Consider the following 23,336-nt stretch of genomic DNA (forward strand, 5'->3'; position numbering starts at 1 on the left):
CCCCCCTCTGCCCTACCGGGTATCTCCCCCACGGGGGGGGATCGGCGGTTTCGCCGATTTCGCCAGTCACCAGCGCCGCAAAACGAGGGCTGGCCCAACAGCCAGCCCTCGCTTTTTCTGCGTCAAATCAAGCTTCCGCTTGATGTCATTCGCCGGCTAACTACCGCTCCTGCTTCAATCTCCGGCACAGCTCATCGAGCTGCTCCAGCGACCGATAGGACACCCGCAGCTCGCCGCCCTTGCCCTTGTGGTCGATGGCCACGATCATGCCGAGCGTGTCGGTCATCAGCTTTTCCAGGGCCAGCGTGTCGGCATCCTTTTCCGGCACGGCTTGCGGCTGCTTCGGCTTGGCCGGCGTGGGGCCGGCCGGCATCTGCGCCAGCGCTTCGGCCTGGCGCACCGAAAGCCCTTCCTCGACGATGCGCTTGGCAAGGCCGGCCGGATCCTCCGCCGTCACCAGCGTGCGGGCATGGCCGGCCGACAGCGCCCCGTCGACCAGCATGTCGCGGATCACATCCGGCAGCTTCAGCAGCCGCAGCGTGTTGGCGACATGGCTGCGGCTTTTGCCGATGACATTGCCGAGATCGGCCTGGGTGTAGCCGTGCTCGTCGATCAGCTGCTGGTAGCCCAACGCTTCCTCGACCGCGTTGAGGTCGGTGCGCTGGACGTTCTCGATGATCGCCAGCTCGAGCGCGGTGCGGTCGTTGACCTCGCGGATGATGACCGGGATCTCGGTCAGCCCGGCGCGCTGCGCCGCGCGCCAGCGCCGCTCGCCGGCGATGATCTCGTAGCGACCCGCCTGCGTCGGCGACGACCGCGCCACCACCGGCTGCACCACGCCATGTTCGCGGATCGACTGGGCAAGGTCCGTCAGTTCGGCGTCGCCAAAGTGCCGGCGCGGATTTTTCGGGTTGGGGCTCACGAACTCGATCGGCACCTTGCCTTCGGCGCTCATGCCGGGCTTCTCCGGTGCCGCCGGGCGATCGATCTCACCGATAAGTGCCGCCAGGCCACGGCCCAGTCTTTTCCTCGAAAGGTCTTCGCTCATGTCTATTCCAAGTCTATTTTGGATAAGTCTGTTTTGGATAATCGTCTTGGGATCGTTTCGGCATCGAATCGGCTGTTAATTCTGGACCCGATCCAATCAAGCGGCGCGCAATTTACGTTCGCGGCGGATCACTTCCGAGGCCAGTTGCAGATAGGCCTGGCTGCCCGAGCACTTCAGATCGTAGAGGATCGCCGGCTTGCCGTAGGACGGCGCCTCCGACACACGCACATTGCGCGGAATGACGGTCTCATAGACCTTGTCGCCCATATGCTCCCGCACATCCTGCACCACCTGATTGGCCAGATTGTTGCGGCCATCATACATGGTCAGCACGATGCCCTGGATGGTGAGCTCCGGATTGATCGACCGGCGCACCTGCTCGACGGTTTCCAGCAACTGGCTGAGACCTTCCAGCGCGAAGAACTCGCATTGCAGCGGCACCAGCACCGAATCGGCCGCCGCCATCGAATTGAGCGTGAGCAGATTGAGCGACGGCGGGCAGTCGATCAGCACATAGCCGAAACCGGCCGACCGTGCCGAGGCGGCACGCAAGGCGTTGCGCAGCCGCAGCACCCGGTCGGGCGCCGAGGCGATCTCCATCTCGATGCCGAGCAGGTCGAGCGTCGACGGCACGATCGACAGGCCTGGCACGGCGGTCGGAATGGCCGCGGCTTCCAGCTCCAGTTCGCCGGTCAGCACGTCATAGGACGAGACGGTGCGGTCCTTGCGGTCGATGCCAAGGCCGGTGCTGGCATTGCCTTGCGGATCGAGGTCGACAATCAGCACCTTTTCGCCGATCGCGGCCAGAGCGGTGGCCAGATTGATAGCGGTGGTGGTCTTGCCGACACCGCCCTTCTGGTTGGCTACGGTGATGATTCGGGGGCCGTTCTTCATCATGGGTTTATGCCAGAAATTCATTTTTGGGTCGCCAAATAGCCCGACAGGTCGAAGATCAGACAGGTCGCAGGTTAGACAGGTCCAGGATGACGCCATGGGGGTCCGTCACACTGGGATGTTCTACCAGATCGAAGGCCCATCGGTTAACGCTTTCTTGCACTTCCGCTCGGTAATCCCGGCCTTTGTGGAACAGTCCGTGCGCACCTGCCATCAGCCAAGGCGCGGACAGGTCGAGCAGGACCGAAAGCGACGCCAGGGCCCGGGCCGTAACGATTTGCGGTGCTGGAACAAGCGCGTGGCTGTCCTCGATGCGCCGCGCCACGACCCGCGCCGGCAGGCTGAACTGGCCGATGACGGTCTGCAGGAACGACGCCTTTTTGCGGTTGCTTTCGACCAGATCGATGCTGGCGCCGTCGCGCTCGGCGAGCAGGAAAGCCACGACCAGGCCCGGAAATCCGCCGCCCGAGCCGATATCGACCCAGCGCGTGGCATTGGGCTCTATGCGCGCCAGCTGCGCACTGTCGAGGATGTGGCGCTGCCAGACATCGCCCGCGGTCGACTGCGCCACCAGATTGATGCTGCGATTCCATTTCTGGAACATGGCTTCGAACGCCACAAGGCGATCGAATGTTTCACGTGAAACCGGACCGGCCGCCTCCTGCAGGCTCTTCCAGGAGACAGAGCTCACGCAACGTCCCTCTGCGCGTTCTCGTAGTGGCGGACATGCGCGACAATGATCGCCAGTGCCGCCGGCGTCATGCCCTCCATGCGCTGCGCGTCCGCGATGGAACGCGGGCGCCGCGCCTGCATCTTCTGCTTCAACTCGTTGGACAGCCCAGGCACACCGGCGAAATCCACCGTCTCGGGGATCAGGCGGCTCTCTTCGTGCCGGATCTGCGCAACGTCACTCTTCTGCCGGTCGAGATAGACAGAATATTTCACTTCCGTTTCGAGACGCTCCGCAGTCTTGACGTCGATCGCCGCAAATCTCGGCTCAATCCTGGCCAGCCAGGCGACATCGACGTCGGGATAGGCCAGCAGCTCATACCCCGATCGCCGGACACCATCCCGGTTGATCTCCAACCCGTGCCGCGCCGCTTCATTGGGGGTCATCGCAACCGATCTGGCCAGTTCGCGCGCCGCGTCGAGCCGCTGCATGACATCGCCGTAGCGTTGCATGCGTTGCGCCGACGCGATCCCCAGCTTCGCGGCGAGCGGCGTCAGCCGCTCATCGGCATTGTCGGCGCGCAGCGACAGCCGGAATTCGGCCCGCGAGGTGAACATGCGGTAGGGTTCGCTGATACCGCGGCTGGTCAAATCATCGACCATCACGCCGATATAGGCCTCGGTGCGGCTGAGCACGATCTGTTCGCTGCCCGACGCGCGACGCGCCGCGTTGAGCCCGGCGAGCAGGCCCTGGCCAGCCGCCTCCTCATACCCAGTCGTGCCATTGATTTGCCCGGCGAGAAAGAGGCCGGCGACGCGCTTGGTCTCCAGCGTCTGCTGCAGCTCGCGCGGATCGACGTGATCATATTCGATGGCATAGCCCGGCTGCAGCATGGTCGCATGCGCGAGCCCGGGGATTGTCTTAAGGATCTCAAGCTGGACATCCTGCGGCAGCGAGGTTGAAATCCCATTGGGATAGACGGTGTCGTCGTCGAGCCCTTCCGGCTCCAGAAAGATCTGGTGGCCGTCGCGGTCGCCGAACTTGACGATCTTGTCCTCGATCGACGGGCAATAGCGCGGCCCGACGCCTTCGATCGAACCGGAATACATGGCGGAGCGGCCGAGATTGGCGCGGATCAGTCCATGCGTGGCTGGTGTCGTGCGGGTGATGCCGCACTCGATCTGCGGTGTGGTGATACGGTCGGTCATCAGCGAGAACGGCACGGGATCCTCGTCCGCCGCCTGGCTTTCCAGCGAAGCCCAGTCGATGGTCTTTCCGTCCAGCCGAGGCGGCGTGCCGGTCTTCAGGCGACCGAGCTTGAAGCCGGCGCGGTCCATCGTCGCCGACAGGCCGAGGCTCGCCTGCTCGTTCATACGGCCGGCGACGATCTTCTTCTCGCCAATATGAATGAGACCGCGCAGGAAGGTGCCTGTCGTCAGGACCACGGCGCCGCAGGCGAGCCTGCGGCCGTCCGCCAGCAGAACAGCGGCGATCCGTCCGTTGTTGATCTCGAAATCCAGGACTTCGCCTTCGACCACGTCGAGATCGTTCTGCTGCCGAATCGCTTCTTGCATGGCAAGGCGATAGAGCTTCCTGTCAGCCTGCGTGCGCGGCCCGCGCACCGCCGGACCCTTGCGGCGGTTGAGCAGACGGAACTGGATGCCGGCCGCATCCGCCACCCGGGCCATCAGCCCGTCCATGGCGTCGATTTCGCGGACCAGATGGCCTTTCCCGAGCCCGCCGATGGCCGGATTGCACGACATCACGCCGATCGTGTCGAAGCGCAGCGTCACCAGCGCGGTTCTGGCACCAGCGCGCGCGGCGGCACTGGCCGCCTCGCACCCTGCATGGCCGCCGCCCACCACAACCACATCATAGTGATCGGTCATTTCAAATCCTGGACTCGAAAAAGAGATTGACGGACACATGTCCCCGCAGGGCCAAACTGTCAAGAAAACTTCAAGGCAAGTTTCACGTGAAACAGGGTAGGAGGTGCACCCCGCGATGTTTCACGTGAGTCATGGCCGCAGCGCGTGTTTCACGTGAGTCGTGGCGTTGGTGGTTTCCCGAGGGCCTCCATACATTCGTCATCCCAGGGCAAAGTACGAGCGAAGCTCCGTCACGGAGATCCAGGATGACGAAGCGGCGGGCATTACTACAGCGGAAACCCCGGCGTGCTCAGCCACGTCACTGTTTCACGTGAATCATTTCCCGATGCAGAACTGCGAAAAGATCACGTCGAGCATGTCCTCGACATCGATCGCCCCAACGATTCGACCCAGCCTGTCCGCCGCCAAACGCAGCTCTTCGGCCCGCAGTTCCTGGCCGCCGATGTGCTCTTCGATCGCGCGAAGCAGATGGCGATTCGCCTCGCTGAGCAGTTCAACATGGCGCAGGCGCGACGGCAGAACATCGCCGACATCACCCGCCGCTTCCGCCGCGCGACGGCCAATCTCCGCCAACAGCGCCTCCACGCCAATGCCCTTCATAACTGAAATGCCGAAATCATACTTGCTGGCCGCATCACCCGACGCCTGCCCATCCAGCAGATCGAGCTTGGTGCCGACGCGCAACAGCGGGGCTGTGGCCGGAACCAGGCCGACGACCTTGGGGGACAAAATGTCCTCCAGCAGCAACAGGAGATCGGCTCGGTCGGCCTTGGCCCGCGCCTTCTCGATGCCGATCGCCTCGACCTTATCAGGCGCTTCGCGCAGGCCGGCCGTATCCGTCAGCCGGACACGCAGGCCGCCGAGGTCCAGCGTCACCTCGATCAGGTCACGGGTCGTGCCGGGCTCATCCGTTACAATAGCTGCATCGCGCCGCGCCAAGGCGTTGAACAGACTCGACTTGCCGGCATTCGGCGCGCCGAGGATCACGACCTCAAAACCGTCGCGGATGATTTCGGCCGCGTGGAATCCGGCGATGTGGCGATCGATCTCGCCGATCATCGCCCTGACATCAGACCAGACCGTATCCGAAACGGATCCCGGCACGTCGTCTTCGTCGGCAAAATCGATCTCAGCCTCTATCATGGCACGCGCGTGGATCAGCCGGCGGCGCCAACTCATATACAGATCGCTCTGCACGCCCTCGGCGTTCTGGACCGCGAAGCGTCGCTGCGCCTCGGTCTCGGCATTGACCAGATCCGCCAGTGCCTCCGTCGCGACGAGGTCGACCTTGCCGTTGAGAAAGGCGCGACGGGTGAATTCGCCTGGCTCGGCATGCCTGACGCCGTCGAAGCCGGCGATGATCTCCAGCATCCGGGTCACCACGGCGCGTCCACCATGGACATGGAATTCGGCGACATCCTCACCGGTAAAACTGGCTGGGCCGGGAAAGAACATGACCAGGCCGCTGTCGAGCACGGTTCCATCCGGCGCCCTGAACTTGCGCAGGACCGCCGCCCGGTCCTTAACCATGCCGCCAGCAATCGTTTCGACAACGAATCGAGTCCGCGGGCCGGAGATACGCAGCACGGCAACACCGGCCGGAAGCCGGCCGCTCGACAACGCAACGATCGAATCGCCTGAAATCATTTGCCCGCTCTGTTGAACCGCCCTAGCCTCGCGCCTTCAAACAAACTGAGTTGCCCATTGTGACATTGCCCGCGCAAAACCTGCTTGCCGAAGAGGCCAGCCCTTATCTGCAGCAGCACAGCGGCAATCCCGTCCATTGGCGGGCCTGGTCGCCGGCATCGCTTGAAGAAGCAAGGACGCTCGATCGCCCGATCCTGCTCTCCGTCGGCTATGCCGCCTGCCACTGGTGCCATGTCATGGCGCACGAAAGCTTCGAGAATGACGGCGTCGCCGCCGTCATGAACCGTCTGTTCGTCAATATCAAGGTCGACCGCGAGGAGCGTCCCGACATCGACCAGATCTATATGGCCGCGCTGTCCTCGATGGGTGAGCAAGGCGGCTGGCCGCTGACCATGTTCCTGACGCCGGACGGCAAGCCATTCTGGGGCGGCACCTATTTTCCGCGCGAGGCGCGCTATGGCCGCCCGGGCTTCATCCAGGTCATGGAAGCGGTCGACAAGGCCTGGCGCGAGAAGCGCGACAGCCTGCACCAGAGCGCCGACGGCCTGACCTCCCATGTCGAGGCACGGCTCTCCGGCACGCATGCCAGGGGAAGCCTCGACCGCGGCACGCTCACCGACCTCGCCGGCCGCATCGACGGCATGATCGACCGCGACCTTGGCGGCCTGCGCGGCGCGCCGAAATTCCCCAACGCGCCGTTCATGCTCACGCTCTGGCTGTCATGGCTGCGCGATGGCAACGCCGCGCATCGCGACGACGTGCTGGTCAGCCTGGAACGGATGCTAGGCGGCGGCATCTATGACCATATTGGCGGCGGGCTCAGCCGCTACTCCACCGATGCCGAATGGCTGGTGCCGCATTTTGAAAAGATGCTCTACGACAATGCGGAGCTGATCCGCTTCTGCAACTGGGCCTTTTCGGCAAGCGGCAATGATCTGTTCCGGATACGAATCGAAGAGACGGTCGACTGGCTGCTGCGCGAAATGCGCGTCGCCGGCGGCGCCTTCGCCGCCAGCCTCGACGCCGACAGCGACGGTGAGGAAGGGCTTTTCTACACCTGGAGCAGGCAAGAGATCGAAGCCGTTCTTGGTGACGATTCCACCTTGTTTTTCAAATACTTCACGCTTTCTGCCCCGCATGGCTGGGAAGGCAAGCCGGTTGTCCACCAAACCAGCGCCCAGCAAACCCAAAGCGTGGCCGATCGCGAACAGTTGATCCCGCTTAAGGCAAGGCTGCTCGCCGCGCGGGAAGAGCGCGTCAGGCCAGGCCTCGATGCCAAGACCCTCACCGACTGGAACGGCCAGATGATTGCGGCACTCGCCGAGGCCGGTCGCTCGCTGGCGCGGCCCGACTGGATCGAGGCCGCGGCCAAGGCCTTTACCCATATCTTCGGAGCAAGCCGCGACGGCCGCTTGCCGCATTCCATGCTCGGCGCCAGAAAACTGTTTCCCGCTCTGTCGAGCGATTACGCCGCCATGACCAATGCCGCCATCTCGCTGTTCCAAGCGTCTGGCGATTGGAGCTATGTCGACCAGGCGAAGCAGTTCATCGACCAGCTCGACCGTTGGCATGCCGACGACGCCGGCACAGGTTACTATCTGACCGCTTCGGACAGCACCGACGTGCCGATCCGCATCAGGGGCGATGTCGATGAGGCCATTTCCTCAGCGACGAGCCAGATCATCGCCGCGCTTGTGCGGCTCGCCTCCATTATCGGCGATCTCGATCTCGGCGAAAAAGCCTGGAAGATCGCCGAACACGCGGCTGGCCGTGCGGCACACCAGGCCTATGGCCAGGCCGGCATCGTCAATGCCTGCGCGCTTGCCATCGAGCCTTTGAAACTCGTCATCGTCGACAGTCCGGAGGATCCAAAGCTCGTTCCGGTCGCGAATCGAAGCCCCGACCCGCGCCGCGTCGACATCATTGCCGCGATTGGTTCGGAAACGAATAGACCCTTGCTGCCCGGCGGTGTCTTCCCGCCGACCAACAGGCCAGCCGCCTGGCTTTGTACGGGGCAGGTGTGTTTGCCGGCGTTGACGGATGCCGAGGAACTAGAGCGGCTGTTGCGGCGTCGATAAGGTCGTCATCCCAGGCGAAGCAAGGAGCGAAGCGACGCGGCGCAGACCCCTGGAGCTGCTCCGCAGCCCAAGGGATCCATGCCGCGACATTTGGGCGCCGCAACGGTGCAATTTCTGCTTCCGCCGCTTCTTCCGGTTGAGACCACGGCATGGATCCTAGGGTCAAGCCCGAGGATGACGAAGGCGGGAATGTGCTCCCGCCCACCCAATCACGTATTCATCGAATCGAAGAAATCCGCATTCGTCTTGGTCTGCTTGAGCTTGTCGATGAGGAACTCGATCGCGTCGGTGGTTCCCATCGGCGCCAGGATGCGCCGCAGCACGAAGATCTTCTGCAGATCCGAACGTGGGACCAGCAGGTCTTCCTTGCGGGTGCCGGATTTGAGGATGTCCATCGCCGGATAGATGCGCTTGTCGGCGACCTTGCGGTCGAGCACGATTTCCGAATTGCCGGTGCCCTTGAACTCTTCGAAGATGACTTCGTCCATGCGGCTGCCGGTATCGATCAGGGCGGTGGCGATGATGGTCAGCGAACCGCCTTCCTCTATGTTGCGCGCGGCACCGAAGAAGCGTTTCGGCCGCTGCAGCGCGTTGGCGTCGACACCGCCGGTCAGCACCTTGCCGGATGACGGCACCACGGTGTTGTAGGCGCGGCCGAGGCGGGTGATGGAATCCAGCAGGATGACGACGTCGCGGCCATGTTCGACCAGCCGCTTGGCCTTTTCGATGACCATTTCGGCGACCTGGACGTGGCGCACCGCCGGTTCGTCGAAGGTCGAGGAGACGACCTCGCCCTTCACCGAGCGCTGCATGTCGGTCACTTCTTCCGGCCGCTCGTCGATCAGAAGCACGATCAGATAGCATTCCGGATGGTTGGTGGTGATGGAGTGGGCGATGTTCTGCAGCAGCACCGTCTTGCCGGTGCGCGGCTGCGCGACGATCAAAGCGCGCTGGCCCTTGCCGAGCGGCGCCACCAGGTCGATGACGCGCGGCGAGATGTCCTTGGAGGTCGGAACCTCCATTTCCATCTTCAGCCGCGAGGTCGGATAGAGCGGCGTCAGATTGTCGAAATGGATCTTGTGGCGGATCTTTTCGGGATCGTCGAAATTGATGGTGTTGACCTTGAGCAGCGCAAAATAGCGCTCGCCCTCTTTCGGGCTGCGGATCGGTCCTTCGACCGTATCGCCGGTCTTCAGCGAAAAGCGCCGGATCTGCGACGGCGAAATATAGATGTCGTCGGGACCTGGCAGATAGTTGGCGTTGGCCGAACGCAGGAAGCCGAACCCGTCCTGGAGCACTTCGACCACGCCGTCGCCGATGATCTCGACGTCCTGGGCGGCAAGCTTCTTCAGGATCGCGAACATCAGCTCCTGCTTGCGCATGACGCTGGCGTTCTCGACCTCGAGCGATTCGGCATAAGCGATCAGCTCTGGCGGCTTCTTGTTCTTGAATTCGGTAAGTTTCATTTCTTGCATAGACGGACTCTGGGTGAGCTTTGGGAAAAAAATATCGGCGGGATGCGACAAATGCCGGGCGCGGCCGAAAACAATGAAGGGCGGCGCATGACGGGAAGGAAGACCCGTCTTTTATCGTCGGTCGGATGAAAGAGCAAGCCGCGTTTTAAGCGGCCTGATCGGCCTCAGAACGGCTTGACGACAACCAGGATCACGATGGCGATCATCAGCAATGTGGGGATCTCGTTGATCATCCGCCAGTGCTTCGCGGATTTTTCGTTGCGATCTTCGGCGAATTTGCGCACCGCGCCGGCCAGATAGCCATGAACGGCTGACAACAGCAGCACCAGGCCGATCTTGGCGTGCAGCCAGCCGCCCTGGAAGCCAAAGATTTTCCAGGCGAGCCACAGGCCGAACACCCAGGTGACGATCATCGCCGGATTGATGATGCCGCGCAGCAGGCGCCGCTCCATCACCTTGAAGGTCTCCGACTGCACCGAGCCCTTCTCGGCATCGACGTGGTAGACGAACAGCCGCGGCAGATAGAGCATGCCGGCCATCCAGGAAATGACGGCGAGGATGTGGATCGCCTTTGCCCAGGAATAGAAACTGTCGGGCGCCACGAAAAACAGAAGCGCCGTCAACGCGACCAGCACGCCGATGCTGACGACCATGCGCATCATCGCCTGTCCGGTGCCGTTCGGATTGTGCATCTCAGCCATCAGCGTGCCGCGCTCCTCACCTGCTTCACCATCGCCTCGACATGCGCGATCGGCGTCTCCGGCGTGATGCCGTGGCCAAGATTGAAGATCAGCGGCCCGTCTCCCAACGCCTTCAGGATCGCCTCGACGCCATCCGACAGCGCCTTGCCGCCAGCCACCAGGCGCAAGGGATCGAGATTGCCCTGGACCGCACCCGAACGCTGCAGATCCTTCGCCGCCGCCAGCGGCACCGTCCAGTCGATCCCCAGCCCCGTCACGCCGGTCTTCTGGCGATAGGTCCGGTAGCGGGCGCCGGCGCCCTTGGGAAAGCCGATGATGGGAACATCGGGATGAACAGCCCTCACCTGCCGGACGATCTCCGCCACCGGCCAAACGCAGAACTGGTCGAATGACGCATCGTCGAGCACGCCGGACCAAGAATCGAAAATCTGCACCACATCCGCGCCGGCTTCGATCTGGCGGATCAGATAGGCCGCCGAATGATCGGCCAGCACCTTCAAGAGATGTTGAAACGCCGCCGGCTCGCGATAGGCAAACAGCCGCGCAGGCGCCTGGTCGGGCGTGCCATGGCCGGCGATCATATAGGTCGCCACCGTCCACGGCGCGCCGCAAAAGCCGATCAACGTCGTCTCATCAGGCAGTTTTGCCCGCAACCGGCGAACCGTCTCGTAGACCGGTTCGAGATTCACGTGAAACACATCGCTTTCCACAGCCATGATCTCGGCCACGGAGATCGGCGTCAGAAGCGGTCCTCTTCCCTCTTCGAAGCGCACGTCGCGGCCGAGCGCATGCGGAACGACGAGGATGTCCGAGAACAGGATCGAGGCGTCGAAGCCGAAGCGCTCGATCGGCTGCAGCGTCACTTCGACAGCAAGGTCGGGATCGTAGCAGAGGTCGAGGAACGAACCGGCGCGCCGGCGTGTTTCACGGTACTCCGGCAGATAGCGCCCGGCCTGACGCATCATCCAGAGCGGCGGCGGAAAATGAGCCTCGCCCTTCAGGACGTCCAGCATGATCCGGCTTTTGGGCATCGAGCGCTTACCCTCTCCCAGCCTTCCTATAATCAAAGATTCTTATATCTAAGATTCTTCTGATTCTAAGAGTCTGTTGGTTGTGGTGGTTGTCACCTGTCCCGCTTCGCCAGCCAAAAAGCCAGCAAGCATATTGTCGCGCGCCTTCGCTCTCCCAACTGCAGGGTTCTGGGGACAGTCCGGAATCCATGATCGGAGTCAAGGCGTTAGGACGCCCAGGGAAAAGTCGTCCCTGTGTACGGCCGAAAGGCAAAGGCGGCCGTCCCCAGACTTGTCCCCAGCCGCCCGGCCAAGCTGACAGCACGGCGAATTGTGGACAAACTGCCATCTGATACAGTCGCCTCCGACCGGCGCCTCTTTCTGTCCCGGCTTATCCACATCCGCCCACAGCCCCAGGTGATCCCTTGTGAACAAACCCCAGAGCTTCTTTCACCTGCACCTGATTTCAGACGCGACCGGCGAAACGCTGCTCGCCGCCGGGCGGGCGGCTTCGGCGCAATACAAGGACGCGCGGGCGATTGAACATATCTACCCGCTGATCCGCACCGAAAAGCAGGTGGCCAAGGTGTTCGAGGACATAGAGGAGGAGCCTGGCATCATTCTGTATACGGTCGTCGACCAGAAGCTGGCGCGCGGCATCGACGAGCGCTGCGCCGCCATGGGCCTGCCCTGCGTGTCGGTGCTGGAGCCGGTGCTCACCGTCTTCCAGTCCTATCTCGGTACGCCGGCTGGCCGGCGCGTCGGCGCCCAGCACGTTCTCGACGCCGAATATTTCCGCCGCATCGATGCCCTCAACTTCACCATGGACCATGATGACGGCCAGCTGCCGGCCAATATGGACGATGCCGATGTGGTGCTGATCGGCATTTCGCGGACGTCGAAGACGCCGACCAGCATCTATCTCGCCAACAGAGGCATCAAGACCGCCAACATCCCGATCGTGCTTGGCGTGCCTGTGCCCGATAGCCTGGTTGCCGCCAAGACGCCGCTGATCGTCGGGCTGATCGCCACCGCCGAGCGCATTTCGCATGTCCGCCAGAACCGCATCCTCGGCAACAGCAGTTCCTATGTGCCGACCGACTATGTCGACCGCGCCGCCATCAACGAAGAGCTCGCCTACGCCCGCCAGATCTGCACCCGCCATGGCTGGCCGATGATCGACGTCAGCCGCCGCTCTATCGAGGAGACGGCGGCGGCGATCGTTGCCCTGCGCGGGAAGAACAGATAATTGGAGCCGGGCTGCGCGTCGCCAACACCCACCGTCGCGAAGCTCCTACGATCCATGCCGTTACAGTGGCCGAGGAGCGCAACGGTTTTCTGCTTGGGTGAACATCCCGTCGGCGTTGGACGGACAACCAGGCACACAAACCATGACCGAAAAAATCATCCTCGCCTCAGGCAGTCCGTTCCGCAAGGCGATGCTTCTCAATGCCGGGCTCGACGTCGAGGCGGTGCCGGCCGAGGTCGACGAGCGCGCGCTCGAGGCACCGTTGCAGGACAGCGGCGTTTCGCCCGAGGATGTCGCGCTGGTGCTGGCCGAGGCCAAGGCCACCGAGGTCAGCGAACGCAGGCCCGGCGCGCTGGTGCTCGGCTGCGACCAGACCTTGTCCTTGAGTGACGAGGTGTTCCACAAGCCGGCCGACATGGAAGGTGCGCGGCGCCACCTTCTGGCGCTCTCGGGCAAGACCCATCAGCTCAACAGCGCCGCCGTGCTGGTGCGCGACGGCAAGGTGCTGTGGCGCCATGTCGGCATCGCCGGCATGACCATGCGCAAGCTCGACCCTGGCTTCATCGGCCGGCATCTCGCCCGTGTCGGCGCCAAGGCGCTGGCCAGCGTCGGCGCCTACCAGATCGAAGGCGAAGGCATCCAGCTCTTCGAGAAGATCGAGGGTGACCATTTCACCATTGTCGGCCTGCCGCTTTTGCCGCTGCTGGCGGAACTGCGGACGCTGGGGGCCATCGATGGCTGAGGCAACGAAGAAGGCTTTTGTCACCGGCCACCCGATCAAGCATTCGCGCTCGCCGAAGATCCATGGTTACTGGCTGGCCCAGCACGGCATCGACGGCAGCTACCAGGCGATCGACGTGGCGCCGCAGGATTTTGCCGAGTTCATCGCGACGTTGCCGGCAGACGGGTTTCGCGGTGGCAATGTCACCATCCCGCACAAGGAAGCCGCCTTCGCTCTATCCCACTGCCGCGACCAGGCGGCCGAGGAGATCGGCGCCGTCAACACGCTGTGGTTCGAGGACGGCGTCCTGTGGGGCGGCAACACCGACGGTCACGGCTTTGCCGCCAACCTCGATGACTACGCGCCGGGCTGGGCGGATACCGGCCCCGCGGTCGTGCTCGGCGCCGGCGGCGCGTCGCGCGCCGTCATCCAGGCGCTGAAGCAGCGTGGTTTCAGCGACATCCGAATCGTCAACCGTACCCTCGCCCGGGCCCGGGAATTGCGGGATCGTTTCGGCGCCGGCATTTCGGCGCATGGCACGGCGGCGACCGACGAATTGCTGGCCGACGCCGGCCTGCTGGTCAACACCACCGCACTTGGCATGGTCGGCAATGAAGGTCTCGCCGCCGATCCGGCCTTGCTGCCGGACCATGCCGTCGTAACCGACCTCGTCTATGTGCCGCTCGAAACCCCGCTGCTCGCCGCCGCGCGCGCCAGGGGCCTGACGACGGTCGACGGCCTCGGCATGCTGCTCAACCAGGCCGTGCCCGGCTTCGAACACTGGTTCGGCGTCAGGCCGCGGGTCACGCCTGAGCTTCGCGCACTCATCGTTGCCGATCTGGTGCCCAAACCATGATCGTGCTCGGTCTCACCGGCTCGATCGGCATGGGCAAGTCGACGACGGCAAAAATGTTCGCCGAAGCGGGCGTGCCGGTCCACGATTCCGACGAGGCGGTGCATCGCCTCTATGCGGGCGCGGCGGCGCCTTTGGTCGAGGCGGCTTTTCCCGGCACCACGGTTGGCGGTGTGGTCGACCGCGTAAAACTTGGCGCTCACGTCCTTGGCGATGCCGCCGCGCTGAAGCGGCTGGAAGCGATCATCCACCCGCTGGTGCGCGCCGATGCCGACGCCTTCCTGGCCAGGCATCGTACCGCAGGCGAATCGATCGCTTTGCTCGACATTCCGCTGCTTTTCGAAACCGGCGGCCGTGGCCGCGTCGACAAGGTTGTCGTCGTCACGGCGCCCGCCGAAGTCCAGCGCCAGCGCGTGCTGGCCCGGCCGGGCATGACGGAAGAAAAACTGGCGGCGATCCTGGCCAAGCAGGTGCCGGACGAGGAGAAGCGCAGGCTGGCCGATTTCGTCATCGATACCGGCCAGGGGCTGGACGCCGCGCGTGCCGCCGCCGTCGCCATCATCGCCGAACTTCGGGGACAAAGGGGTTCCTGACGGCGGGCTGTCAGCATTGCCCATTGCCATTTTGTTCCGGTCTCGTGATTCTGCTCCCCCAGGAGCAAACTGATTCGATGCGCGAGATCATCTTCGATACGGAAACCACCGGCCTTGATTCGCGCGACGACCGCGTGATCGAGTTGGGCGGCGTCGAGCTGGTCAATCGTTTCCCGACCGGCAGGACGTTCCACCACTACATCAACCCGCAAGGCCGGGCGATCCACGAGGAGGCGCAGGCGGTGCACGGCATCAGCGCGGCGGATCTCGCGGGCAAGCCGACCTTTGCCGAAATCGCCGAGGAATGGCTGACCTTCACCGACGGCGCCAAGTTGGTCGCCCACAACGCCACGTTCGACATCGGCTTCCTCAATGTCGAATTCGGCCGGCTCGGTCATCCGGTCGTCGATCCCGGCCGCGTCGTCGACACGCTGGCGCTGGCGCGCCGCAAGCACCCGATGGGGCCCAATTCGCTCGATGCGCTCTGCCGGCGCTACGGCATAGACAATACCAAGCGCACCAAGCACGGCGCGCTGCTCGATTCCGAACTGCTGGCCGAGGTCTATATCGAACTGATCGGCGGCAAGCAGGCGGCGCTGATCCTCGACAGCGCCACCGCGCCGGCGCAGGGCGAGAATGTCCGCCACATCGAGATCATCGTCGCCGAGCGCCCGAGGCCGCTGCTGCCGCGCCTGACCGAAGCGGAGCGCGCGGCGCATGCCGCCATGGTCGTCACGCTCGGCGAAAAGGCGCTCTGGCTGAAAGCCAGTTCTTCCGAAAAGAGCGTCGCGGCGTCGTAGGCCTCAATACGGCCACTCACCGCGCCCCAGTGCCGCAATCGCTGCGATGATTCGGCCAAAAGCCTCCGCCGCGGCGGGCACCGTGGTGCGGGCGCGCAGGAAGCTGTGCACCAGGCGCTTCTCCTCATGCCACCAGGCCTTGCCGCCAGCCCCGACAATGCGGTCGCGGTAGGTCTCGCCATCCGACGATAGCGGGTCGCACTCGGCGGTGATGATCACCGTCGGCGGCAGGCCGGAAAAATCACTGTCGCGTAGCGGTGAAAATGTCGGGTCATCGGGCGATTGCCGCTTGGCCGAACGGACGTCGCGGTAGAAGGCGATATCGCCGACGGACAGCAGCGGCGCCTCGGCATGTTCGACATAGGAGCCAGCGCCCTCGTCGCCGCCGAGGCCGGGATAGATCAGCACCTGGCCGACCGCGGCACGACGGCGCGTTGCTTGCGCCACGGCGGCGGCGAGATTGCCGCCGGCGCTCTCGCCGCACAGAACGAGCGGCAGGCCGGACGTCTTCGCCGCCCATGCGAAGGCGGCCATCGCATCGTCGAAGGCGGCGGGGTGGACATGCTCGGGCGCCAGCCGGTAGTCGACCGACACCACGTCGAAGCCGGTGCCGGCGCAGATCTCGGCGCAAATGTCGTCATGGCTGTCGAGATTACCCAGAATGAATCCGCCGCCGTGGAAATAGAGCACCATGGCCCGCGCCGCCTTGCCGGCAAGCCGGTAGTGACGGATCGCTATGCCGTGGGTCGGGGCGGCGACCAGGCCGTCGCTGGCCTTGACCCCGGCCGGGCGGCCCTGATGGAAAGCCCGGCACATCCTGTCATAGACCGCGCGCTGCTTGTCGATCGGCAGGCCGGTGATTTCGGGCGGGTACCAGGCGTTGACGCTGTCGATGTAGGCCCACAGCGCCGGGTCGAGCCGTGTTTCATATTTGCCGCGGCCGGTCATGTCGGTCTGCCGTCATAGATCGGCGTAGAGCGCCGCCGCATTGTCGAAGGTGAAGCGCAGCGGCACCGAACCCTCGACCTGCCAGGCGGTGACGGTCTCGCCGGCCAGCAGCTGGCAGGCGCCGTGCGTATCGGTGACCGCGCCGCCATAGAGCCGGTTGGCGAGGTTGAGGATCCCGGTCTGGTGCATGGCCGCGCTGCCGCTGCCACAGGCATCCTTGACCAGGAGCACGCGAAATCCGCCTGCCACGGCGTCCTTCACGGTGGCGTCGATGCAGGCCTCGGTCCAGACACCGGCGACGACCAGCCATTCGATGCCGGAAGCCTTCAGCCGGTCAGCGGCCGGACCGCTGCGGAAGGCACTGGCCTCGGCCTTGATCAGCAGCGCTTCGTCCCCGGCCGGCGCCACCTCATGGCAGATCTCGGTCAGCGGATCGCTCTTGTCGGAAAACGCCGACCTGCCGTCGGCACCGAGCGGATGAAAGGGCCGGTCCTGCTTGTCGAGATCGACAATATAGGCCCAGTGCTGGAGCGGCACGTGGTTGGCGCGCGCCGCTTCTTGCAGGCGCTGGACGTTGGCGAGGATGGCGGCGAAACCCTCGACGAGATAGCGCTTGTCCTGCCGGTGCTCTTCCTGCAGGTCGATGAAGATTGCGGCCACGGTGCCTCTGCTGATGGAGATGGGAGCCTTCACGCCAGAAACTCATCCTCATAGGGAAAGCGCGACAGAAGCTCCGTACCCGTGTCTGTGATCAGGATCTCGTCCTCCAGCTTGACGCCCTCGCGGCCGCCCTTCTCGCCAATATAGCTTTCCACGCTTACCACCATGCCTGGCACGACATGGCCGTCGCGGCCATAGGTCTCGTAATCCATTGCATGCGCGATGAACGGCGTCTCGCCATGCATGCCGACGCCGTGCATCACGGAAGTGTAGCGCTGGTCGACGAAGCGGTCGGGGATCTTCCAGGCCTTCTCGGCGATCTCGCGAAACGCCATGCCGGGTTTGACGATCGAAATATTGTGCTGAACCTGGTCATGCGCCATGCGGTAGAGCGATTTCTGGTAATCGGTCGGCTTTCCCGGGCCGCAGCGGAAGGTGCGGGAGAAATCCGAATAATAGCCGTAGCAGCCGATCGTGTCGGTATCGAGCGCGAGCAGCTCGCCGGGCCGGATCTTGCGGCCGCTGGCCTCGTTGAACCAGGGATTGGTGCGCTGGCCTGAGGTCAAGAGCCGCGTCTCGATGAACTCGCCGCCCTGGCGGATCACCTCGCCATACATGATGGCGAACAGCTCGTTTTCGGAAACGCCGGGCTTGATCGCCTCGCGCACCGCATAGACGGCGGCCTCGGCGCCAGCCATCGACACTTGCAGGCATTTCACCTCTTCCGGCGTCTTCACCGCGCGCACCGCCAGGATTTCGCCCTGGCAATCCTTGACCTCGCAGCCGCGCTTTTCCAGCGCCAGCGCCTGCAGATGGCTGCAGCGGTCGAGCCCGAGCTTCATCGAGCCGCCGCCATGCTTCTTCAGGAGCTCGGCGATCTCGTCGGCAAAGGGGCCGGCGGTCTGGTCGTCGCGGCCGGAGACCGACGACCAGACGAGTTTTGAGGGCCGCGCCTCGTCGATCGTGTCGAGCACCATCGAGACATGGTAGCTCTGCGGATATTCAAACAGCACGATCGGCCCTTCGGTCGGGATAAAGAAATAGCGGGTCGAGTTGCGCAGGAAATAGCCGAACATGTTGCGCGAGCCGGTGGCGTAGCGCTGGTTGTACGGGTCGAACAGCACCACCCCGCCATAGCCGGCCTCGCGCATCCAGCCGCGCAATTTGGCCAGCCGGCCGTTGCGCAGCGCGTCCGCGTCAATGAAGGACGGCTCGGTGTCCGACAGCCACATGCCGCCGGCCGGATCGGCCGCCGCCGGGTGGCGCATGCGGTCCTTGAAGTCGACGTCCTCGGTGCTGTCGGGGTCGAATACGACGATGCTCATGGGGTTCGGCCTTGGGTGGTTGCTAGGTCCGACCATGGCGCAGGCGCGATGAAGGGATTGTGCGGAAAACCGCGTTTGTTGTGCGGGATGCCGCTGACCACTTGGTTGCGCCGCGATCCTTCGCGCCCCCCCTCTGCCCTGCCGGGTATCTCCCCCACAAGGGGGGAGATTGGATGTCGCCACGGCTTTCGCCAATCTCCAACGTTGCAAGACTGAGCGAAGCGCCGAAGCTGCCAATCTCCCTCCAAGTGGGGGAGATGTCCGGCAGGACAGAGGGGGGCGCTGGCCCGCAAACGTCTCACAGAATCAGCGAGCTCGACCCTAATGCCGTCTCGCCAGCTTCGGCGGATGGCCATGCTCTTCGCGAAACGCCCGGGCAAAGCTCGACATCGAGGCAAAGCCGCAGGCCAGCGCCACGTCGCGCACGGCGAGCGTCGAATGCGCCAGCAGGTCGGCGGCGCGCTTCAGCCTGAGCCGCCGGTAGTAGCCATTGGGCGAGATGGCGAGTTCGGAGCGGAAGGAGCGCTCGAGCTTGTCGGAGGAGACGCCGAGCCGCCTGGTCAGCTCGGCCATGCCGAGCCGTTCCTCGACCGCGTCTTCCATGATGGCGATGGCCGACAGCACCAGCTCGTTCTGCACGCCGGTGCGCAACCTGAGCGGCATCAGCTTGCGGTCGACGCTGGAACGCAGCTGGCTGTGCACGAACCATTCGGCGACGCCGCCGGCAAGCTCGGCGCCATAGTCGCGAGTAATGATCTCCAGCATCATGTCGAGGCTGCCGACGCCGCCGGCCGAGGTGAAGCGCTTGCGATCGATGACGTAGAGATCGCGCCGCAGTTCGATGTTGGGAAACGCCTCGGTGAAGGCCGCCTGGCTGGTCCAGTGCAAGGTGCAGGCATGGCCGTCGAGCAGGCCGGCGCGCGCCAGGAAGAACGCCGCATCCGCCACCGCGCCGATATGGGCGCCATTGCGCAGGCTGCGGCGGATCCAACTCGCGGCGTCCTCGGCGACGAGATGGTCGGCATCGCCGCCCGAGCAGACGACGATGCGATCGACCTTCGGCGCATCCTCGGCATAAAAGCCCGGCTGGATGACGACGCCGTTCGAGGCTACGACCGCCCCTCTCGTGCCGCCGACGATGATCCAGCGATAGCATTGCCGCTTCGCCAGAATGTTGGCCGCGCGCAGCGGCTCGATGACGGAACTGAACGCCATCATCGGAAAGCCGGGGAACACCAGCACCGCGAAGGTCAGGGGTTCGATGGGTTTTTCAGATTCGCGCGTGGCCATGGGCGCTACATCTCGGGCGAATGGTGCGCCAGGTCAATCGGGCTGATACTTGGCGTCGCCGCCCGCTATCCCCCCAGCGCCTGCTCGAGATCGGCGATCAGATCATCGCCGTCCTCGATCCCCGCCGACAGCCGCACCAGCGAATCCGAAATGCCGATCTCCGCCCGCTTGTCGGCCGGGATCGACCCATGCGTCATCAGCGCGGGGTGTTCGATCAGGCTCTCCACCCCGCCGAGGCTTTCTGCCAGCGTGAACAATTGCGTGCGTTCGAGGAAGCGTTTGGTTCCGGCGAGATCGCGGTCGAGCACGGCTGATATCATGCCGCCGAAGGCGTGCATCTGCTGGACGGCGATGGAATGCTGCGGGTGGCTGGCGAGGCCGGGATAGAGGACCCGGCGCACATCCTTGCGCGCCTCCAGCCACTGCGCGATCTTCAGCCCGTTGTCGGAATGCCGTTCCATCCGCAGCGCCAGCGTCTTCAGGCCGCGCAGCGCGAGAAAACTGTCGAACGGGCCCGATATGGCGCCGATGGCGTTCTGCAGGAATTTCAGCTGGGTGGCGAGCTCCTTGTTGTCGCCGACGACAGCGACGCCGCCGACCATGTCGGAATGGCCGTTGAGATACTTTGTCGTCGAGTGGACGACGATGTCGATGCCGAGTTCCAGCGGCCGCTGGATATAGGGGCTGCAGAACGTGTTGTCGGCGACGGTGAGGACGCCCTTGCGTTTGGCCAGTGCGGCGACGCCTTCAAGGTCGACGATGCGCAGCAGCGGGTTGGTTGGGGTCTCGACCCAGAGCAGTTTCGTCTCCGGCCGGATCGCGGCTTCCACGGCTGCTAGGTCGGTGAAGTCGACGAAAGAGACCTGCAGACCCGCCGAGCGCTTGCGCACCCGCTCCATCAGCCGGAACGACCCGCCATAGATGTCGTCGGTGGCGACGATATGCGCGCCGCTGTCGAGCACCTCCAGCACAGTCGAGATCGCCGCCAGGCCGGAGGCGAAGGCGAAGGCGGCCGTTCCGCTTTCGAGATCGGCCACCGCGCGCTCGAAGGCGAAGCGCGTCGGGTTCTGGCTGCGGGCGTATTCGAACCCCTTGTGCACGCCGGGCGACTGCTGGCCGTAGGTCGAGGTGGCATAGATCGGCACCATCACCGCGCCGGTCAGCGGGTCGTGGCTCTGGCCGCCATGGATGGTGCGCGTCGAGAAGGCCAGGCGGTTCTTGCCCGATGGTGGTGGTGTGTGGCTGGTCATCGTGCGCGCCTCAAATGGTTGATCAGGTCGATGCGGGTGATCAGGCCGACGAACTCGTCGTCGTCGAAGATGATGGCAACCTCGTTGCGATCGAACACCGGCAGCAGCGCATCCAGCGTCTGGCTGGCCTGCAGCGTGTGCAGGTTGGAGGTCATGGCCGTGCGCACCGGACCGTTGAAGCGCTCCCAGCGCCCGTCATAGGGACCGTCGACCTTGGCCAGAATATCGCTTTCGTCGACGATACCAATGAGCTTGCCGTTTTCCAGAACCGGCAGCTGTGAGACATCGGAGCGGCGCATGCGGCCATAGGCGTTGAGCAGGCTTTCATCCGGGCCGACATAGACGGTGTCGCCGGTGCGGTGCGAGCGCATGACCAGGTCGCGCAGATCGCCATGCTGCTCGTGTTCGGCCAGCCCTTGCTCGGCCAGCCAGAAATCGTCGAACACCTTCGACAGATATTTGTTGCCGCTGTCGCAGACGAAGGTGACGACGCGTTTCGGCACCGTCTGCTCGCGGCAATAGCGCAAGGCCGCCGACAACAGCGTGCCCGAGGACGAGCCGGCCAGGATGCCTTCGCGCGACAGGAGATCGCGCACCGCCAGCATGCTTTGCTTGTCTGATATCGAATAGGCCTTTTTCACCAGCGACAGATCGGCATTGGGCGGCACGAAATCCTCGCCTATGCCTTCCACCGTCCAGCTGCCGGCCTCTTCCATCTTGCCGGTCTTGATCAAGGGCGCCAGCACCGAGCCGACCGGATCGGCCAGCACCATTTCGGTCTTGGGCGACACTTTGGCGAAGTAGCGGCCAAGCCCGGTCAGCGTGCCGCCCGAGCCGACGCCGACGACCACCGCGTCGACATTGCCGTCGAGTTGCGAAAAGATCTCCGGGCCGGTCGTCGTCTCATGCGCCAGCGGGTTGGCGGGATTGGCGAACTGGTTGGCATAGAAGGCGCCAGGCACCTCAGCCGCGATCTTCTCGGCCATGTCCTGGTAATATTCGGGATGGCCCTTGCCGACATCGGAGCGCGTCATGCGCACTTCCGCGCCCAGCGCGCGCAGGTGCTGGATCTTCTCGCGCGACATCTTGTCGGGCACCACCAGCACGATGCGGTAGCCCTTGGGGATGCCGACCTGGGCAAGGCCGAGGCCGGTATTGCCGGCGGTCGCCTCGACGATGGTGCCGCCGCGCTTGAGCTTGCCCTCTCTCTCGGCCGCCGCGATCATCGACAGCGCGATGCGGTCCTTGATGGAGCCGCCGGGGTTCTGGCTTTCGAGCTTGATGAACAGCCGGCATTTTCCGGTGTCGAACCTGGTCAGCTCGACCACCGGCGTCTGGCCGATCAGGTCGAGAACCGAGGCATAGGGCAGGCGCAGGCGCGAGGATTGGCCATCCGAGGGGGTACTGCCTGGCGCAGCCTTTCCGTGCTCGCTCATATCGAAGCTCCCTGATCAAGCGACCGCCCAGAGCATGATGCCGAAAAGTGTGAAGCGGTTTTCGGACGACATCATGCTCTATTTCTTTGATTGAGCCGGCAGAGCGGCAACGTAGCCTCTTTTCCAGCCGTTTGTCGCGGGAAAGAAGATAGAACGTGCCAATCAGACGGCCAGACGAGGAATGAAATTCCAAGCGGCAGCTGCTTATCCGCCACGGCGCCAAAGCGGGGCGTCTACACGATCGCGGCCTGGCCTTCGATCTCGATCAGGAAATCCGGATTGGCGAGGCCGAGCACGCGTATGCCTGTCACCACCGGCGGCGGCCCGCGATCTGCCCAGAATGTCATCCAGGCGCCGAAGGCCGGCCTGATGTCGGCGTCGCCGACGAAGTAGATCGACAGGCGGACAAGGTCTTCCGGTCTGGCGCCGCCGGCTTCGAGCACCATCGCCAGATTGGCGAGCGCCTGCGCGGTCTGCGCAGCGATGTCGCCCTTGCCAACGATCTGGCCATCGGCGTCGATGCCGTTCTGGCCGCCGATCAGCACGATGCGCGCCGAGGCGGGCAGCGCCACGCCTTGCGAATAGGCCGGGTTGCTGTGCATGCCCTTCGGGTTCAGCCGCTCGATACCCATTCTCATCTCCTCGTCGCGGGATGCCGCGCGCCACGAAAGGGTAGCCGGCCGGCTCGTTCAACGAACCATCTCGTTCGTTGAAGCCGCCATTTTCGACATGCTAGCCGAACGGGACGCGGCCGAAACAAACAGGCCGCGCGATCCTGACATCCCGCAAGGAGCCTGCC

21 protein-coding genes are annotated in these 23,336 nt (G+C 64.2%); 6 read left to right on the forward strand and 15 right to left on the reverse strand.

All coding sequences use genetic code 11. The features are described 5' to 3' along the window. Positions 1–160 precede the first annotated feature (160 nt). The 5 genes from ACWGS8_RS29770 to mnmE all read right to left on the reverse strand — a co-directional run bounded on the left by ACWGS8_RS29770 (position 161) and on the right by mnmE (position 6,148). A complete protein-coding gene (locus ACWGS8_RS29770) occupies positions 161–1,048 on the reverse strand; it encodes a ParB/RepB/Spo0J family partition protein (RefSeq protein ID WP_454584281.1) in 888 nt (295 codons plus the stop codon). 96 nt (positions 1,049–1,144) lie between these two features. Further along, the gene (locus tag ACWGS8_RS29775) at positions 1,145–1,945 is read right to left on the reverse strand and encodes a ParA family protein (RefSeq protein WP_454584363.1); all 801 of its coding nucleotides are present in this window, start codon (positions 1,943–1,945) and stop codon (positions 1,145–1,147) included. A gap of 55 nt (positions 1,946–2,000) precedes the next feature. After that, positions 2,001–2,633 carry a 16S rRNA (guanine(527)-N(7))-methyltransferase RsmG gene (gene rsmG, locus ACWGS8_RS29780; RefSeq protein ID WP_454584282.1) on the reverse strand — a complete coding sequence of 211 codons (633 nt, stop codon included), beginning with the start codon at positions 2,631–2,633 and terminating at the stop codon, positions 2,001–2,003. Beyond that, positions 2,630–4,501: a tRNA uridine-5-carboxymethylaminomethyl(34) synthesis enzyme MnmG gene (gene mnmG, locus ACWGS8_RS29785; RefSeq protein ID WP_454584283.1), complete on the reverse strand. Its 1,872-nt coding sequence runs from the start codon at positions 4,499–4,501 to the stop codon at positions 2,630–2,632. Before mnmG ends, rsmG begins: the two co-directional genes overlap by 4 nt. A 315-nt stretch (positions 4,502–4,816) precedes the next feature. Continuing rightward, the gene (gene mnmE / locus ACWGS8_RS29790) at positions 4,817–6,148 is read right to left on the reverse strand and encodes a tRNA uridine-5-carboxymethylaminomethyl(34) synthesis GTPase MnmE (RefSeq protein WP_454584284.1); all 1,332 of its coding nucleotides are present in this window, start codon (positions 6,146–6,148) and stop codon (positions 4,817–4,819) included. A 59-nt stretch (positions 6,149–6,207) separates the two neighbouring features. Between mnmE and ACWGS8_RS29795 the strand changes: the two genes are divergently transcribed. Further along, complete coding sequence (locus ACWGS8_RS29795; protein ID WP_454584285.1) at positions 6,208–8,226, forward strand: thioredoxin domain-containing protein; 2,019 nt, start codon at positions 6,208–6,210, stop codon at positions 8,224–8,226. Between the two features lie 209 nt (positions 8,227–8,435). Here the strand turns inward: ACWGS8_RS29795 and rho are convergent, their stop codons facing one another. The 3 genes from rho to hemE all read right to left on the reverse strand — a co-directional run bounded on the left by rho (position 8,436) and on the right by hemE (position 11,433). Continuing rightward, positions 8,436–9,701: a transcription termination factor Rho gene (gene rho, locus ACWGS8_RS29800; protein WP_081294988.1), complete on the reverse strand. Its 1,266-nt coding sequence runs from the start codon at positions 9,699–9,701 to the stop codon at positions 8,436–8,438. Between the two features lie 164 nt (positions 9,702–9,865). Then, the gene (hemJ, locus tag ACWGS8_RS29805) at positions 9,866–10,402 is read right to left on the reverse strand and encodes a protoporphyrinogen oxidase HemJ (protein WP_454584286.1); all 537 of its coding nucleotides are present in this window, start codon (positions 10,400–10,402) and stop codon (positions 9,866–9,868) included. Beyond that, positions 10,402–11,433 (reverse strand): uroporphyrinogen decarboxylase, encoded by a 1,032-nt coding sequence (gene hemE, locus ACWGS8_RS29810; protein WP_454584287.1) that lies wholly within the window; start codon positions 11,431–11,433, stop codon positions 10,402–10,404. The genes hemJ and hemE overlap by 1 nt, the downstream gene beginning before the upstream one ends. 406 nt (positions 11,434–11,839) lie before the next feature. Here hemE and ACWGS8_RS29815 point away from each other — a divergent pair, with 406 nt between their 5' ends. From ACWGS8_RS29815 to dnaQ, 5 genes are all read left to right on the forward strand, one after another. Further along, complete coding sequence (locus ACWGS8_RS29815) at positions 11,840–12,661, forward strand: pyruvate, water dikinase regulatory protein (protein WP_454584288.1); 822 nt, start codon at positions 11,840–11,842, stop codon at positions 12,659–12,661. A 142-nt stretch (positions 12,662–12,803) separates the two neighbouring features. Continuing rightward, positions 12,804–13,403: a Maf-like protein gene (locus ACWGS8_RS29820; RefSeq protein ID WP_454584289.1), complete on the forward strand. Its 600-nt coding sequence runs from the start codon at positions 12,804–12,806 to the stop codon at positions 13,401–13,403. Next, on the forward strand, positions 13,396–14,238 hold the full coding sequence (locus ACWGS8_RS29825) for a shikimate dehydrogenase (RefSeq protein ID WP_454584290.1): 843 nt from the start codon (positions 13,396–13,398) through the stop codon (positions 14,236–14,238). The genes ACWGS8_RS29820 and ACWGS8_RS29825 overlap by 8 nt, the downstream gene beginning before the upstream one ends. Further along, on the forward strand, positions 14,235–14,828 hold the full coding sequence (gene coaE / locus ACWGS8_RS29830; RefSeq protein WP_454584291.1) for a dephospho-CoA kinase: 594 nt from the start codon (positions 14,235–14,237) through the stop codon (positions 14,826–14,828). Before ACWGS8_RS29825 ends, coaE begins: the two co-directional genes overlap by 4 nt. A gap of 77 nt (positions 14,829–14,905) precedes the next feature. Next, the gene (dnaQ, locus tag ACWGS8_RS29835; RefSeq protein WP_454584292.1) at positions 14,906–15,628 is read left to right on the forward strand and encodes a DNA polymerase III subunit epsilon; all 723 of its coding nucleotides are present in this window, start codon (positions 14,906–14,908) and stop codon (positions 15,626–15,628) included. Between the two features lie 3 nt (positions 15,629–15,631). Here dnaQ and ACWGS8_RS29840 read toward each other — a convergent pair whose 3' ends face one another. From ACWGS8_RS29840 to ACWGS8_RS29870, 7 genes are all read right to left on the reverse strand, one after another. Continuing rightward, positions 15,632–16,576, reverse strand: a complete 945-nt coding sequence (locus tag ACWGS8_RS29840) for an alpha/beta hydrolase (protein WP_454584293.1) — start codon at positions 16,574–16,576, stop codon at positions 15,632–15,634. Between the two features lie 12 nt (positions 16,577–16,588). Beyond that, on the reverse strand, positions 16,589–17,269 hold the full coding sequence (locus ACWGS8_RS29845) for an isochorismatase family protein (protein ID WP_454584294.1): 681 nt from the start codon (positions 17,267–17,269) through the stop codon (positions 16,589–16,591). After that, positions 17,266–18,561, reverse strand: a complete 1,296-nt coding sequence (locus tag ACWGS8_RS29850) for a M24 family metallopeptidase (RefSeq protein WP_454584295.1) — start codon at positions 18,559–18,561, stop codon at positions 17,266–17,268. The genes ACWGS8_RS29845 and ACWGS8_RS29850 overlap by 4 nt, the downstream gene beginning before the upstream one ends. 321 nt (positions 18,562–18,882) lie before the next feature. Then, positions 18,883–19,851, reverse strand: coding sequence for a GlxA family transcriptional regulator (locus ACWGS8_RS29855; RefSeq protein ID WP_454584296.1), 969 nt, complete (start codon positions 19,849–19,851; stop codon positions 18,883–18,885). A gap of 65 nt (positions 19,852–19,916) precedes the next feature. After that, positions 19,917–21,101, reverse strand: a complete 1,185-nt coding sequence (locus ACWGS8_RS29860) for a trans-sulfuration enzyme family protein (RefSeq protein ID WP_454584297.1) — start codon at positions 21,099–21,101, stop codon at positions 19,917–19,919. After that, complete coding sequence (locus ACWGS8_RS29865; protein WP_454584298.1) at positions 21,098–22,537, reverse strand: pyridoxal-phosphate dependent enzyme; 1,440 nt, start codon at positions 22,535–22,537, stop codon at positions 21,098–21,100. The genes ACWGS8_RS29860 and ACWGS8_RS29865 overlap by 4 nt, the downstream gene beginning before the upstream one ends. 233 nt (positions 22,538–22,770) lie before the next feature. Further along, a complete protein-coding gene (locus ACWGS8_RS29870; protein WP_454584299.1) occupies positions 22,771–23,169 on the reverse strand; it encodes a RidA family protein in 399 nt (132 codons plus the stop codon). Positions 23,170–23,336 lie beyond the last annotated feature (167 nt).

The sequence above is a fragment of the Mesorhizobium sp. 43Arga genome (assembly GCF_053714255.1).